General features: G+C 70.0%; 16 protein-coding genes. 7 read left to right on the top strand and 9 right to left on the bottom strand.

Going from position 1 to position 14,881, the window contains the following annotated elements:
* Positions 1–64: 64 nt before the first annotated feature.
* From MCHLDSM_RS31525 to MCHLDSM_RS31505, 5 genes are all read right to left on the bottom strand, one after another.
* Complete coding sequence (locus MCHLDSM_RS31525; RefSeq protein ID WP_048473678.1) at positions 65–364, bottom strand: hypothetical protein; 300 nt, start codon at positions 362–364, stop codon at positions 65–67.
* A 150-nt stretch (positions 365–514) separates the two neighbouring features.
* Positions 515–1,849: an MFS transporter gene (locus MCHLDSM_RS31520; RefSeq protein WP_048473677.1), complete on the bottom strand. Its 1,335-nt coding sequence runs from the start codon at positions 1,847–1,849 to the stop codon at positions 515–517.
* A gap of 82 nt (positions 1,850–1,931) precedes the next feature.
* Complete coding sequence (locus tag MCHLDSM_RS31515; protein ID WP_048473676.1) at positions 1,932–2,240, bottom strand: hypothetical protein; 309 nt, start codon at positions 2,238–2,240, stop codon at positions 1,932–1,934.
* Between the two features lie 114 nt (positions 2,241–2,354).
* Positions 2,355–3,338: a cobalamin B12-binding domain-containing protein gene (locus MCHLDSM_RS31510; protein WP_048474136.1), complete on the bottom strand. Its 984-nt coding sequence runs from the start codon at positions 3,336–3,338 to the stop codon at positions 2,355–2,357.
* A 14-nt stretch (positions 3,339–3,352) separates the two neighbouring features.
* Positions 3,353–4,567: a PP2C family protein-serine/threonine phosphatase gene (locus MCHLDSM_RS31505; protein ID WP_048473675.1), complete on the bottom strand. Its 1,215-nt coding sequence runs from the start codon at positions 4,565–4,567 to the stop codon at positions 3,353–3,355.
* Between the two features lie 232 nt (positions 4,568–4,799).
* Here MCHLDSM_RS31505 and MCHLDSM_RS31500 point away from each other — a divergent pair, with 232 nt between their 5' ends.
* From MCHLDSM_RS31500 to MCHLDSM_RS31485, 4 genes are all read left to right on the top strand, one after another.
* Entirely contained in the window at positions 4,800–5,138 is a 339-nt protein-coding gene (locus tag MCHLDSM_RS31500) for an STAS domain-containing protein (protein ID WP_048473674.1), read from the top strand.
* A 109-nt stretch (positions 5,139–5,247) separates the two neighbouring features.
* Entirely contained in the window at positions 5,248–5,487 is a 240-nt protein-coding gene (gene mbp1 / locus MCHLDSM_RS31495; protein WP_048473673.1) for a microaggregate-binding protein 1, read from the top strand.
* Positions 5,488–5,511: 24 nt separating this feature from the next.
* The gene (locus MCHLDSM_RS31490) at positions 5,512–5,919 is read left to right on the top strand and encodes an STAS domain-containing protein (protein ID WP_048473672.1); all 408 of its coding nucleotides are present in this window, start codon (positions 5,512–5,514) and stop codon (positions 5,917–5,919) included.
* 477 nt (positions 5,920–6,396) lie between these two features.
* Entirely contained in the window at positions 6,397–7,416 is a 1,020-nt protein-coding gene (locus MCHLDSM_RS31485; RefSeq protein WP_234714251.1) for an MmpL3/TtfA transport complex stabilizer, read from the top strand.
* 5 nt (positions 7,417–7,421) lie between these two features.
* Here the strand turns inward: MCHLDSM_RS31485 and MCHLDSM_RS31480 are convergent, their stop codons facing one another.
* Positions 7,422–8,114, bottom strand: a complete 693-nt coding sequence (locus MCHLDSM_RS31480; RefSeq protein WP_048473670.1) for a response regulator — start codon at positions 8,112–8,114, stop codon at positions 7,422–7,424.
* Positions 8,111–9,673, bottom strand: coding sequence for a sensor histidine kinase (locus tag MCHLDSM_RS31475; protein WP_082169156.1), 1,563 nt, complete (start codon positions 9,671–9,673; stop codon positions 8,111–8,113). The genes MCHLDSM_RS31480 and MCHLDSM_RS31475 overlap by 4 nt, the downstream gene beginning before the upstream one ends.
* Positions 9,674–9,779: 106 nt before the next feature.
* Between MCHLDSM_RS31475 and MCHLDSM_RS31470 the strand changes: the two genes are divergently transcribed.
* Positions 9,780–11,174, top strand: coding sequence for a cation:dicarboxylate symporter family transporter (locus tag MCHLDSM_RS31470; RefSeq protein WP_048473668.1), 1,395 nt, complete (start codon positions 9,780–9,782; stop codon positions 11,172–11,174).
* Positions 11,175–11,244: 70 nt separating this feature from the next.
* Here MCHLDSM_RS31470 and MCHLDSM_RS31465 read toward each other — a convergent pair whose 3' ends face one another.
* Both MCHLDSM_RS31465 and MCHLDSM_RS31460 read right to left on the bottom strand, forming a co-directional pair.
* Positions 11,245–11,553, bottom strand: a complete 309-nt coding sequence (locus tag MCHLDSM_RS31465; protein WP_048473667.1) for a hypothetical protein — start codon at positions 11,551–11,553, stop codon at positions 11,245–11,247.
* A 92-nt stretch (positions 11,554–11,645) separates the two neighbouring features.
* Positions 11,646–12,833: a lipid-transfer protein gene (locus MCHLDSM_RS31460; RefSeq protein ID WP_048474135.1), complete on the bottom strand. Its 1,188-nt coding sequence runs from the start codon at positions 12,831–12,833 to the stop codon at positions 11,646–11,648.
* Positions 12,834–12,936: 103 nt separating this feature from the next.
* Between MCHLDSM_RS31460 and MCHLDSM_RS31455 the strand changes: the two genes are divergently transcribed.
* Both MCHLDSM_RS31455 and MCHLDSM_RS31450 read left to right on the top strand, forming a co-directional pair.
* On the top strand, positions 12,937–13,983 hold the full coding sequence (locus MCHLDSM_RS31455; RefSeq protein ID WP_048473666.1) for an NAD(P)H-dependent amine dehydrogenase family protein: 1,047 nt from the start codon (positions 12,937–12,939) through the stop codon (positions 13,981–13,983).
* A 37-nt stretch (positions 13,984–14,020) separates the two neighbouring features.
* Positions 14,021–14,881: a class II glutamine amidotransferase gene (locus MCHLDSM_RS31450; RefSeq protein ID WP_048473665.1), complete on the top strand. Its 861-nt coding sequence runs from the start codon at positions 14,021–14,023 to the stop codon at positions 14,879–14,881.

The raw sequence follows: 14,881 nt of genomic DNA, 5'->3' as shown, positions 1-14,881 counted from the left end.
GTTCGCGCGGGTACGTGCAGCGCTGCGGGCGAGGCCCCGGGAGGCCCCGCCCGTTCGCCCGCTCCTACAGGCGGATCCAGCGGCCCAGGAACCAGAAGCCCCAGCCGTCGCCGTTGCCGGCCGGCAGCGGCCGCACCTGCTGGCCGTTGTACTGGAACGGCTGATGATCCTGGCGGCCCTGATCGATACCGCGGTGCTGCCAGTCGCCGTTCTGCTGCGGAGCCGGCTGGCAGGCCGGGGCGCCGGGCCGGCCGCAGGGCGCACCCGGTTCGGCGCCGGCGATCCCGGAACCCGCGGAGAGCAGGCCCGCGAGTGCGATTCCTCCGGCGATCGCCGAGGCGCCCAGCGTACGGGTGAAGGTCATGTGTCGCTCCGTTCGTCATCTGTGTCGTGCATGGCATGGCGCCACACGAGCGACGACGTTAAGGACGCGGCTTGGGTGGGCGATGTGCACAACCTGGGTGCCCGCTTTGCATCCGGTCACGAATCGAATTCAGAACGGCTACAGCACGATTCATGTGCGACCGGTCACATGCGCGGCCGTGTCGCCCGGTAGCCGGACGGTCTCGATTAGCGAGAGCGCCAGCACCGCGCCGAGCACCACGAACGTCCAGGAGAAGGAGGTCAGGACCGTCAGCGTCAGGGCGGCCACGGCGATGCCCAGGCCCGCCGCGAGTTCGTGCACCGCGGCGTTGAGGGTGTTCGCATGCGTGAGCTCCTCGCCTTCGACGTCGGCGAAGGCCAGGCTGGCGTAGGCGGTGAAGCCGATCGACCGCAACGCCCCGCTGACGTAGAGGATCAGCACCATCACCGCGACCGGCACGCCCGGCCGCAGCACGGCCAGCATTCCGAACCAGCCCACCGAGACGATCCCGGTGACCAGCAGGACACGCTTGATCCCCCACCGGCGCATCAGCGGCGTGGTGGCCGGCTTGATGGTCAGATTGCCCAGGAACAGTGCGGTGACCATCAGACCCGCCGCGAACGGCGACCAGCCGAACTCGAGCTGGAACAGCAGCGGCAACAGGAACGGAACGGCGGTGACGACCAGCCGGTACACCGCGCCGCCGGTCACCGAGACCCGCAGCGTCCGTACCCGCAGCACCGCGGGACGGATGAGAGGCGACGGGCTGCGACGCAGATGCCGGACCGAGATCGCCAGGAGCACCGACCCTGCCAGCACACCGGTGGCCACCGCCGGCCACGACGTTCCGTCGGCCCGCACCTGTTCCACGGCGAGGAGCGTCGCGCCGATACCGGCTCCGAGCAGGAGCAACCCGCGCCAGTCGAAGGGCCGCATCGGCGGGACCGCGGGTTCACCGCGGATCAGCTTGAGCGCCAACAGGAATCCCACCAGTCCGATCGGGATGTTGACGAAGAAGATCCACCGCCAGGACCCCAGCGTGGCGATCGCGCCGCCGAGGGCGGGCGCCACCACGGGCGCGGCGAGCGCCGGCCATGTCAGCAGCGCGATCGCCCGCACGAGGTCGGTCTTGGCGCTGAAGCGCAGCACCGCCAGCCTGCCCACGGGGACCATCAGTGCGCCACCGATGCCCTGCGCCACGCGCATGCCGACCAGCATCGGCAGCGACGTGCTGAGCGCACACCCCACCGACGCGACGGTGAACACCGCGATCGCGGTGAGGAACACCGGACGGATGCCGAACCGGTCGGCCAGCCATCCGCTGCACGGGATCAGCACCGCGACCGTCACCAGGTAGGCCGAGATGGCGACGTTGACGTCGATGGCGGCCACCCCGAAAGACGTTGCGATGGCCGGGATCGCGGGCGCGATGATGCTGGCGTCCAGGATCTCCATGAAGAAGGCGCCCGCAACGAGCAGTGCCATCCCCCTGGGGAACGAGGGGGATGGCACCGACTCCGTCATGGGCTCCCAACCTAGCCACCGGCCGGCCGGGCCGACGGCCGGGTCAGCGTGTGCAGTTCAGCGTCACGGTCACCTTCGGCTTCGGGAAGGTGGTGAACACGTTGATGTCGTCGTCGTCGATCGGGATGATCTGCGCCGGGCGGGAGAAGCTGTTGACGTTCGTGACCTCGCACTCGTCCAGCGGGCCGCTTCCGATGCGGTTGACGCGCACGTCGGCACCGGAGGCCTTGAGCTGGTTGATGGTCGCCACGGCGTTGCCGCCGGTGTCGGCGCTCGGTGCGGCATGCGCCGGCACAGCGAACGCCACCAGCGCGCCGAAGGGCAGCAGGCCGGCGGCCACGAATGTCTTCATACGGAAACTCCTTGCGTCGAGGGCTCGTTGAGCGGTCACAACCGATGACACGGCGGCACGGGCCGTTCGGTTCAACGCGCGCGCAAAAGAAGTGAATTCCGCCCGGGCGGTGTGTCAGAGGGCGTCGGCGAAATGGGTGTCGACGATGCCGCGGGCGAGGGGATAGCCCTGCAGCGCCGCCGAGGCCTTCTCCGCGAGTTCGGCGACGACCGCGACGTCGAATCCGCGGGCGGTGACGACCTCGGCGATCCACCCCGCGGTCTCCGGCACCGGCCGGCTGTCACCGGTCAGCAGCACCGCCGACACGGCGTGCAGCAGCTGGTTGAGCGCGTCCATGGCGACCTCGGCGTCGGCGCGGTCGGGCAGTGCGCGTGCCGTCACCGACCAGCCGGCCGCGAGGCCGCCGACGATCTGGCGATGGTCGTGCTCGAGGTCGGCCTGCTCGGCCACGGCGTCCGCGGGCAGCGGCATCGCGGGCGGGACCACGGCGGGCAGATCGGCGACCGCGGCCAGTGCGCCCTGCGCATCGGCCGCCCACGCTGTCGCGCCCAGCGCCTTGGCCCGCACGTCGTCGACGCCGAACGCCGGACCGCCGACCAGGATCGGTACCCCGGCGGCGGTGCTCGCCTCGATGAACCGGCGGGTGGCGGACAGGGAGCCCAGCATCGAGCAGCTCACGGCCACGGCCTCGGGCCCGGAGTCCTGCAGGTACTGGTTGAGCCGTGCCGGGGAGGTCGCCGCACCCATCAGCACGCTGTCCCAGCCGTCGCTGCGCAGCGTGCAGTCGATGATCATGGCGGGCAGCGCGTGCCATTCACGTTCGGCGCAGGCGACCAGCACGCGTCCGCGGGTCGGGGCGGCGCGCCGCACGTGACGGCTCACCGCCTTGGTCGCGGCGACGGCCATCGCGGTGGCCGCGTGCTCTTCGGCGATGGTCCACTCGCCGCGCTGCCAGCGCTCCCCGTTGTCCCGCTGGACCGCGGCGATGACGTCGGTCAGCACCGTCACCGGATCCATCCCGTCGTCCAGCAGACGGGTCATCAGCGACTGGACGGCTTTGGTGTCCCGGGATGCCACAGCCCGCAGGTAGTCCTGCATGCGGTCACCGTCGGCTAGCTTCCGCATGTCACCGCCAGCAGCGCGATGTCGTCGTGCGGCCGGCCGTCGACGTATTCGACGACGTGCTGCTCCACCGCCTCGCAGACCACGTCGGGCGACGCGCCGGCGTAGGCGGGCAGCAGGGCGAGCAGCCGGTCGACCCCGAATTGACCCTGGGCGCCGTGCGCTTCGTCGACGCCGTCGGTGAACATCAGCATCGTGTCGCCGCGGTGCAGGCGCACCGAGATCGTGCGGTACTCGATGCCGGGGACCATCCCGCAGGCCGCGCCGAAGATCTCCAGCTGTTCGACGTGTCCGTCGGCGCGCAGCAGGATCGGGGCCGGATGCCCCGCCGTGGCCAGCTCCACGTCGGCGTGGGCGCCGTCGGCGGCGACGTCCACCCGCGCGCACAGAACGGTGACGAACAGGTCGGTGTCGGCTTCGTAGAGCACGCTGTTGAGCGCCCGCAGCAGCGCTGCCGGGTGGCGATCGAAATGCGCTGCGGTGCGGATGCTCTGGCGGGTGCGTCCGGTCGCGGCCGCGGCGACGACACCCTTGCCGCAGACGTCGCCGACGGTGATCAGCCAGTCCCGGCCCGACCCGAGCACGTCGTAGAAATCCCCGCCCAGGTCGATGTGCTCGGCGGCGGGGCGGTACCGGGCGGCGAGCCTGAGGTGGTCGACGTCCGGCAGCGACGGCGGCCGCAGTGCGCTGCTGAGCACCGTGGCGATCTGTCCGCGTTCCTCGTAGAGCCGGGCGGAGTCGAGCGCGATCGCGGCGCGGCCCGCGAGCCGGGTGGCGAACTCGAGATCGTCGGCGTCGAAGCCGCCGCTGCGGGCGAGCAGCAGCGCGCCGAGGGTGGCGCCGCGCGCGTTGAGGCCGACGGCCACCAGCTGCTCCAGGCCGAGCGCGAGCAGTTCCCCGCGCAGCAGCGGTTGCGGCAGGATGCCGGCCAGGGCCGGATCGCGGGTGTCGGTGGTGACGTCTGTGTTGCCGGTGCGCAGCAGCCGGTCCAGCCGGGTGCCGGCGATCGTCGCGAGCGGAACGGTCGCGGTGAACCCGACCGCTTCGCCGCCCTGCAGGCGCAGCACGCCCGTGCGCGCGTCGGGCAGCGCCAGCACCGCCCAGTCGGCGAGCTCGGGTTTGAGCAGCGTGAGCAATCGCATCGCTGCGCGTCGGGGGTTCAACGAGCCGGCAAGGCCGCTCTCGACCTCTTCCGCCAATTGCATGCGCGTACTGACTGCCCACCTCCGGTTCGCTCGCCGCCGCCAGACCACCCTCACGGTAGTCGCCGCAGACGTCGGTTTGCGCGGGTCGACGAGGTTGGCACGCGCACTCGCCCCGGCACTCCGATAGCCTGTACCGGTCGTCGCTCCCGACGCCGCATCTTCTCAGGTTCAGACTGCAGCCTTCCGACATACCCGACCCTCCGCGGGCCGGGACGAGACGAGGCTCTCCGACGTGCAGCAATTCACCGAACACCAGGTCGACGACGTTCTCGTCGTCGCCGCCTCCGGTGCCGTCGACATGCTGACCGCCCCCGCACTGCAGGACGCGATGACGGCGGCGGCGGACCGAGGGCCGGCCGGCCTGATCCTCGACATGACCGAGGTGGAGTTCCTCGGATCAGCGGGGATGCAGGTCCTGATGACCACGCGCAAGCAGCTCGGGGCCGGGACGCGGTTCGCCGTGGTGGCCGACGGGCCGGCGACCAGCCGGCCGCTGACCATCACGGGCATCTCCGACTACATCGAGATGTTTCCCTCGCTCGAGGTCGCGCTGAAGAACTTCGCGGATTGAATGTTTGGGATTCTGTCGCTTCGGGAACAGACGCAACGCTGAGCGGCCGGGCCGCTCCCCGGAACGGCCGGCGTCGTCCCGGGCAGAACACTGCAAAGGGAGCGCTCCCGTGGGTGACAACAATTCCGGTCCCGAAGAAGCCGTCAAGGGCGTCGTCGAAGGCGTCAAGGGCAAGGCCAAAGAGGTCGTCGGCATCGTGACCGGCCGTGACGACCTGCAGCGCGAGGGCGAGGCCCAGCAGGACAAGGCCGACGCCCAACGCGAGGCGGCGCAGAAGGAAGCCGAGGCCGAGAAGGCCCGCGCCGAAGCCAAGGCCAACGAGGCGCGGCAGAGAGCCGAGCAGTCGTAGTCTCGGCGCCGTGATTCCCGTGCCATGACCGTCACGTCCATCCGCAGCAGGTCAGCCGACAGTCGAAGCTTCTGCGTCGCTTCGACGTCGCTGACTGTTGCGTGCCGGACGCGCGGTCGGGGGCGGGACAAGGAGGCGACGGTCGCGGTCGCCGGTGAGGTGGACGCGGCGAACGCCAAACACTTCGCGCACGCGGTCCGCGAGGCCGCGGGCGCCTCCCGCGCGGTGGTCGTCGACCTGACCGACGTGCCCTTCATGGCGTTCGACGGCGCATCGGCGCTGTACGCCATCAGCGCCCATTTCTCCCGGGAGGACGTCGCCTGGTGCGTCGTCGGTAGCCCGGCGGTGGCCCGCGTTCTGCAGCTCTGCGACCCCGAGGGTCTGATTCCGCAGGCGGTGGTTCCGATGCTCAGGGGCGTCGAGCCGGCCTGACCCCCGCGTCGGGGAGCGGTTCCAGCGAATTCCGCACGCCGCAGAGGGTGTCCGCGCGGCCACTTTGCTGGTGTGTCGTGGTGTGATTTGGCGCTCACTTTTGCCGCCAAACATAAGAAACCGTGTTTCGGCCGATTTCGTCACATGTTCGCCGGGCAGTTGCGGATCGGTCGACACGCGCTGTTCACCGCCGGTTTCCGAATTGCCATCTGCAGATAACAACTGGATAACGAAGAGAATCCTAAGCATGTCCTGAGAGTCCGCGCCCGCCTGAGGCAGGTGGGGACCTTTGGCACCTCTGACCTTGATTTTCCGTCGTTAGACTCGGCTCAGACCGCGCCCGAGAGGGTTGCTGACAGACGAAATCGATCCCGGGGATGTTGTTCCCGGCGGAGGTGAGTTCTACAAATGGCTAACTTTGCGATGCCCACGGGGCGGATGCGTCAGGACAGCGCGAGTGTGTCCGCTGAGGTTGCTGTGACCGACGATGCCCTCGTGGACGCTGTGGCGGCCGACGTGGTGCTCGAGCGGGAGATCGCCCTGGGTCACGGTCCGGTCGGCGACCTCGCCGCGGGATCCGGCGCCGTCGCCGTGGCCGCCCCGGCCGACGACACCGTCACCCTTCTCGATCCGGCCACCCTCGCTGAACGCGCCGTCGTGGCCCTCGGGGGCGAGCCGACAGCCGTCGTGGTCTCCGATGACCGCGCCTACGTCAGCACCGCGTCGGCCAACCAGGACGCCGTCGCCGTGGTGGACCTCGAGGCAGGACGGGTGACCGCGACGTTCCCGGTGGCCTCCGGAGTCACCGCACTGGCCGTCAGCCCCGACGGCAAGCGCGTCTACGCGGGCCGCACCAGCGGTGACCACGTCGAGGTGACCGTCATCGACATCACGGCCGAGCGCGCCGGAACCATCGACATCGGACAGGGCCCGGCGGCCAACATCGATGCCCTGGCGATGGACCCTCGTGGCCGTCGGCTCTTCGTGGCCGTGACCGACGACCGCGGCAGCCAGCTGATCGTCGTCGACGCCGAGACCACCCGGGTGCAGCGCGTCGTGCCGGTCGGATCCCCGCTTCGTGACCTCGCGTGCGCGGGCGACACCCTGTACGCGCTGACCTCCGACCGTGCCGTCGGTGGTGCGGTGCACGTCATCGACCTGTCCGTCGCCACGGTGACCGACACGGTGGTCGTCGGCGGTGCCCCCACGCAGCTGACGCTGAGCCCCGACGAGACGCGCGCCTACGTCGTCGACTACGACCGCGTCATCGTGGTGTGCACGGTGAGCCTGGAGATCGTCGACGCCCTGACGGTCGCCGCGCGGCCGTCGTGTGTGGCGCCGTCGGCCGACGGCAGCCGGCTCTTCATCGCCGACTACTCCGGGCGCCTCAGCGTGTTCTCGGTCGAGTCGACGATCGGCATCCTGTACTCGCAGTTGCTCGCGACCGACCCGATCGCGCTGGCCGTCCCGCGGGCGCGCCAGCCCGTCACGGTCTAGGGCGCTCAGCGCCACTGGTAGCGGGTCTTCGGCCGCCCGGCCTTGCCGTAGTCGGTGTTTCGGCGCACCGTGCCCTCGTCGGCGAGGCGCTCCAGATAGCGCCACGCCGTCACCCGGGACACCCCGATCTGCTTGGCGACGTCATCGGCGGTGACCCCATTGTCGCCGGAATCCCTTACCGCCCTGGCGATTTCGTCGTTGGTGCCGGGCGCGACGCCCTTCGGGGCGCTGGTGCGGTCCGGCCCGATCCGCAATTCGGCCAGTGCCCGGTCGACCTCGGCCTGGCTGGCTGCGTCCGTGCCGGCGGGCAGCGCCTCGCGGTAGCGGGCGTACCGCTCGAGGCGGTCGCGGAAGGCGGCGAACGTGAACGGCTTGAGCAGATAGGCCAGCGCACCGTGGCCGACGGCCGCCCGGACCATCTCCAGGTCGCGCTCCGAGGTGATCGTGATGATGTCGGGAGCCGGCCGCAGGCCCGACAGCGCCGAGGCCAGTGCGATCCCGTTGGCGTCGGGGAGTCCGATGTCGAGCAGCACCAGGTCGATCGGGTCGTCCGACGCCGCCGCCTCCGAGGCCGCCCGCATCGCGTCACGCGCGGTGTGCGCCACCGCGGCGACCGAAAAGCCCTGCAGGCGGCCGAGATACGTCTGGTGCGCGTCGGCGATCAGCGCCTCGTCCTCGACGATGAGCACCCGGATCACGCGGAAGCCACCGTCACCGTCACCACCGAGCCGTACGACACGTCGGCGGTGAGCTGACCGCCGTGCCGCTTGACCACCTGGGCCACCAGCGCCAGCCCCAGACCGTGCTGCTCGGCGTCGCTGCCCGACTTCGTCGAGTATCCGCGCCGCATCGCATTCTCGAACGTCTTCGGGTCCATGCCTTCTCCGCTGTCGGCCACCCGGATGAGCAGTCGGGTGTCGCTCTGGTTCACCGTCACCTCCACCCACGGATCGGTCTTGTCGCAGGCGTCCATCGCGTTGTCGATCAGGTTGCCGAGCACGGTGACCATCTCCGAACCACTGAGCGCGTGCCCGTCGCCGGCAGGCAGGTGGGTCTCCTCGGTGACGGTCAGCTCGATACCGCGCTCGTCGGCCTGCGCCGTTTTGCCCAGAAGCAGTGCCACGAGCGCCGGTTCGCCGACCGCGGTGGACAGCCGATCGACGAGTTGCTGGGACAGTTCGAGTTCCGCCGTGGCGAACCGGACCGCCTCGTCGGCGCGCCCCATCTCCACCATCGTCACGATGGTGTGCAACTTGTTGGCTGCTTCGTGCGCCTGAGACCGCAGTGAGTCGGTGAGCACCTTCAGAGAGTTCAATTCGCCCAGCGCGCCCTGCAGTTCGGTGCGGTCGCGGATCGTCACCACCTCCGACGACCGCCCGGCCGACGGCACCGGGGAGCGGTTGACCACCAGCACCCGGTCGTCGGTGACGTGCACCTCGTCGCGGGCACCGGGGGCGAAGGACCGCAGGAACTCCGGCAGATCCGAGCGGTCGACGTCGCCGGCCGGGAGCGAGAGCAGCCGGCGCGCCTCGTCATTGACCAGGGCGACGCCGTCGCGGTCGAGCACGATCAGCCCCTCGGACACCGAATGCAGGATCGCGTCGTGGTGGTCGTACATCACCCGCAGCTCGTCGGGCCGCAACCCGCGGGTCTGCCGCAGCAGGCGGCGGCGGATGCCCCACACCCCGACCAGCGACACCGCGAGCGCGCCGACACCGACGGCCGCGATCACCGGCCACTGCGAACGCCACCGCTCGGCCAGGCTCTTCTGCAGGATGCCCGCGGCCACCAGGCCGACGATCCGTCCCGACGAATCGCGCACCGGTGCCACCGCACGGATCGACGGTCCCAGCGTGCCCGTGTACGTCTCGGTGAACGTTTCGCCGCGCAGCGCCGGCTCGATGGTGCCCAGGTAGGCGCCGCCGATCTGGGACGGGTCGGTGTGGGTGAACCGCGTCCGATCCGGCGCCATGATCGTGATGAACGCGATGTCGGTGTGCGTCCGCACGGTCTCGGTGACGGGCTGCAGGACCTCGGTGGCCCGGCCCGATTCGATCGCGGCCGCCGTGGACGGGGCGTCGGCCAGCGACGTGGCGATGCCGACCACCTGCTCCCTGGCCGCGGCGTCGCCGTCGCGGCGGGCGTCGATCAGGGCGAGTGTGCTGCCTGCCGCGACGATCAACGCGATCACCAGCACCTGCAGCGCGATCGCCTGACCGGCCAGCGACCGCGGCCACGCCGCCCGCATCCGCCCCATCGCGCCGCGTCTCCTCTGAACGAAATGCACTAAAACGTGACCTGGCTCACGCGCTCACCGACCATCCTTTCAGACCACTTCGCGACATCGACTCTGGAGGAAGCACATGAGCACCACGATGAACAGGCCGGCTCACGAGCCAGGGCCGGCCGACGCGCCCAAGCGGCGCGACCGCACCCACTGGCTCTACATCGCCGTCATCGTCGCGGTGCTCGCCGGTGTCGGGGTCGGCATCCTCGCACCGGAGGTGGGCAAGAGCGTCGGCGTACTCGGCACGATGTTCGTGGCGCTGATCAAGATGATGATCGCGCCGGTCATCTTCTGCACGATCGTGCTGGGCATCGGATCGGTGCGGAAGGCGGCCACCGTCGGCAAGGTCGGCGGGCTGGCGTTCGTGTACTTCCTCGTGATGTCGACGTTCGCGCTGGCGATCGGCCTGGTGGTCGGCAACCTGCTGCATCCGGGAACGGGACTCCACCTGTCCGAGAGCGCCGCGGGCAAAGGCGCGGAACTGGCCGACAAGGCGCACGAGGCCGGCGGCCTGATGGACTTCGTGCAGGGCATCATCCCGACGTCGCTGTTCTCCGCGCTGACCGAAGGCAGCGTGCTGCAGGCCCTGTTCGTCGCGCTGCTCGTCGGCTTCGCGATCCAGGGCCTCGGCCGCGCCGGTGAGCCGATCCTGCGCGGCGTCGAGCACCTGCAGAAGCTGGTGTTCAAGGTGCTGGTGATGATCCTGTGGCTGGCCCCGATCGGCGCCTTCGGCGCGATCGCCAACGTCGTCGGACAGACCGGCTGGGCCGCGGTCGGACAGCTGCTGACGCTGATGGTCGGGTTCTACATCACCTGCGCGATCTTCGTCTTCGGTGTGCTCGGTGCGCTGCTGCGGGTGGTGTCCGGGGTGTCGATCTTCAAGCTGGTGCGCTACCTGGCCCGCGAATACCTGCTGATCGTGTCGACCTCGTCGTCGGAGTCGGCGCTGCCCCGGCTGATCGCCAAGATGGAGCACCTCGGCGTCGACCGCTCGACCGTCGGCGTGGTCGTGCCCACCGGCTACTCGTTCAACCTGGACGGCACCGCGATCTACCTGACCATGGCCTCGCTGTTCATCGCCGGCGCACTGGGCGACCCGCTGTCGCTGTCCGAGCAGATCGGGCTGCTGGTGTTCATGATCGTCGCCTCGAAGGGCGCGGCCGGCGTGACCGGTGCGGGCCTGGCAACCCTCGCGGGCGGTCTGCAGGCCCACCGGCCGGACCTGCTCGACGGCGTGGGACTGATCGTCGGCATCGACCGGTTCATGTCCGAGGCGCGTGCGGTCACCAACTTCTCGGGCAATGCGGTGGCCACGCTGCTGGTCGGGTCGTGGACCCACACGGTGGACAAGGCCAAGGTGTCTGCGGTGCTGGCCGGCCAGGATCCGTTCGACGAGCTGACCATGCTCGACGACGACCACGGCTCGCGCGCTCAGGAGCCGCAGCACGAGAAAATCCCTGCCGCGGTGTAGTGCGCGCAGGAAAGTCCCGGCCGGATCCCCTCCGGCCGGGACTTTTCTTCGTGGGTGAGCGGTCGCGGGCTCAGTGCGAGCAGTCGAGCGAGACCGAGATCGACTGGTGCACCACCACATCGATGACGTCGACGTCGCGGCCGCGCCCGTTGCGATCGACCACGCGCACCGGCTGGGTCACCTGCTGCGGATTGCGCACACTCAGCACCGTGCAGTTCTCGAGCGGGGCGCTGCCGACCCGGTCGATGTTGACCGTGTAGCCCGCGCTGCGCAGTTGTTCGATCACGATCGACGGGTTCTGGTCCTCGGCGGCCGCCTGGCCCGCCGGGCTCAGGGCGACCCCGAGTGCCGCCGCCACCGCCATCCATGCCCATCGCATGGTCTACCTCCGTCAACCCCGCCCCTGCTGGTGATATCGCTTACAGGAGGTGACACGTTTCGCGAGCCGCGCGGGTTCAATCGGCCGGACCCCTAGCGCTCGGCGCGCTGGTAGGCCGTCACCACCGCCGCCCCGCCCAGTCCGATGTTGTGCTGCAGCGCGGCGGTGACGCCGTCGACCTGACGCTTGTCCGCGTCACCGCGCAACTGCCACGTCAACTCGCTGCATTGCGCCAGCCCCGTCGCACCCAGCGGATGGCCCTTGGAGATCAGCCCGCCCGACGGGTTGACCACCCAGCGTCCGCCGTAGGTGGTGTCCTCGTCGTCGATCAGCTTGGGCGCCTCGCCGGGCCCGCAGAGTCCGAGGGCCTCGTACAGCAGCAGCTCGTTGGCCGAGAAGCAGTCGTGCAGTTCGATCACCTGGAAGTCCTGCGGGCCCAGCCCCGACTGGTCGTAGACCTTCTGCGCCGCTTGCACATTCATGTCGTAACCGATGATGTTGGCCGCGCTGCCGTCGAACGTCGACGCGAAGTCGGTGGTCATCGCCTGCCCGACGATCTCGACCGCCCGGCCGGCCAGGTCGTGCCGCGCCACGTAGTCCTCACTGGCCAGCACCACGGCCGCCGATCCGTCCGACGTCGGCGAGCACTGCAGCTTGGTCAGCGGGTCGGAGATCATCTTCGCCGCCCGGATGTCGTCGAGGCTGTACTCGTCTTGGAACTGGGCGTACGGGTTGTTCACCGAATGCTTGTGGTTCTTGTGGCCGATCTTCGCGAAATGCTCGGCGGTGCTGCCGTACGTGCGCATGTGCTCGCGACCGGCCGCGCCGAACATCCACGGCGCCACGGGGAACTGCATGGCGTCGATCTCGTTGAGCGCCAGGATGTGTCGCTTCAGGGGCGATTCCCGGTCGTCGGCGCCGCCCCCGAGCGAGCCGGGCTGCATCTTCTCGAAGCCCAGCGCCAGCACGCAGTCGGCGAGCCCGCCGCGAATCGACTGCGCGGCCAGATACAGCGCGGTGGATCCGGTCGAGCAGTTGTTGTTGACGTTGACGATCGGGATCCCCGTCATCCCCAGCTCGTAGAGGGCGCGCTGGCCCGATGTCGAGTCCCCCGAGCAGTAGCCGACGTAGCCCTGCTCGATCTCGGTGTAGGCGACCCCGGCGTCCTCGAGCGCCTTGGTGCCGGACTCCCGCGCCATGTCGGGATAGTCCCAGCCCTCGCGGCGGCCCGGCTTCTCGAACTTCGTCATTCCCACGCCGACGACGAACACTCTGTTCATCTCTGCCATCCCTTCGTCAATCGCGCCCGACCCGCCGTGCGCTGGTGTACACCTGAAGGTAGAACACGTTCTAGTTTCGATCCAGCGAACGCGAGGAGGCGACATGGCGCTGCGCGTCGTGCAGTGGGCGACCGGCGGCGTCGGGGTCGCCGCGATCAAGGGCGTGCTCGAGCATCCCGAGCTCGAACTCGCCGGGTGCTGGGTGCATTCGGCGGCCAAAGCCGGCCGCGATGTCGGTGAGTTGATCGGCACCGGACCACTCGGCGTCACCGCCACCGACAGCATCGACGAGATCCTCGCCCTCGACGCCGACGCGGTGGTCTACTCGCCGCTGATCGCGAACCCGGAGGAGGTCATCGCGCTGCTGCGGTCCGGCAAGAACGTCGTCACGCCGGTCGGATGGCTGTATCCCAGTGAGCGCAGCGGCGCCCCGCTGCGCGAGGCGGCGCTGGCCGGCAACGCGACCCTGCACGGCACCGGCATCGCCCCGGGCGGCATCAGCGAGAAGTTCCCGCTGATGCTCTCGGCGATGTCGACGGGCGTGACCTTCGTTCGCGCGGAGGAGTTCTCCGATCTGCGCACCTACGAGGCGCCGGACGTGCTGCGTCACGTGATGGGGTTCGGTGAGACGCCCGACAAGGCCCTGACGGGCCCGATGCAGAAGATGCTCGACGCCGGGTTCATCCAGGCCGTCCGGATGTGCGTCGACCAGCTCGGGTTCCATGCCGATCCCAAGGTGCGGGCCACCCAGGAGATCGCGGTGGCCACGGCCACCATCGACTCCCCGATGGGGCCGATCGAGCCGGGGCAGGTCGCCGGACGGAAGTTCCACTGGGAGGCGCTGGTCGACGGTGAGCCGGTGGTGCGGGTGACGGTCAACTGGCTGATGGGGGAGGAGCACCTCGACCCCGCGTGGTCGTTCGGCCCGGCGGGGCAGCGCTACGAGATGGAGGTGCGCGGCAACCCCGATTTCACCGTGTCGGTGACGGGCTTCCAGTCCGAGGTCGGCGGCGAAGGACCGGAGTACGGCGTGGTCGGTACGGCCGCGCACTGCGTGAACTCGGTGCCGGCGGTGTGTGCGGCGCCGCCGGGGATCGCCACCTACCTGGATCTCCCGCTGATCAGCGGCAGGGCGGCGCCCGGTCTGTAGGTGACTACCATCGCGGTATGCCCGGAGCCGCGCGCTGATGTGCCGACTGTTCGGGTTGCACGCCGGCTCCCCGGTGCCGGCGACGTTCTGGTTGATCGATGCGCCCGACAGCCTGGCCGAGCAGAGCCGGCGCAACCCCGACGGCACCGGGCTCGGATACTTCGACGCGACCGGCCGGCCGGTGGTCGACAAGCAGCCCCTGGCCGCCTGGGAGGACGCGGAGTTCGCCCGGGAGGCCCGTGAGGTGACGGCGACGACCGTCCTCGCCCACGTGCGCTACGCCTCCACCGGTGGCCCCGACGCGGCCAACACCCACCCGTTCCTGCAGGACGGCCGGCTGTTCGCCCACAACGGTGTGGTCGAGGACCTCGATGTGCTCGACGCCCGCCTGGCCGAGCTGCAGGTCACCGATCTGGTTGCGGGACAAACCGATTCGGAACGCGTGTTCGCGCTCATCACCGCCTCGGTGCGCGTCCGCGGCGGCGACGTCGGCGCCGGCCTTATCGACGCTCTGAACTGGCTCGCCGCCCACGTGGGCGTCTACGCGCTGAACATCCTGCTGTGCACCGCGACCGACATGTGGGCCCTGCGCTATCCCGACACCCACGACCTGTTCGTCCTCGACCGTCGCAGGCCCGCACGGCATGCACCGTTCGAGTTGCGCAGCAGCAGGATTCGCAGCCGGGCCGCACGGCTCGACGATGCGCCGTCGGTGGTGTTCGCGACCGAACGGATGGATGACGACCCGGCCTGGCGCCCGTTGCGCGACGGCGAACTCGTCCACGTCGGGCCCGGCCTCGACATCACCTGCGCCACCGACGTGGTGGCGCCACCGGCGCACCGCCTGACGACGGCGGACTTGAACGCGGTCGCGGCAGCGAGCCAGAGCGCCGGCTGA

The organism is Mycolicibacterium chlorophenolicum (genome assembly GCF_001044235.1).
GTDB lineage: Bacteria > Actinomycetota > Actinomycetes > Mycobacteriales > Mycobacteriaceae > Mycobacterium > Mycobacterium chlorophenolicum.
Note: the sequence above shows the minus strand (reverse complement) of the source record. Positions and strands in the feature narration are given on the sequence as shown.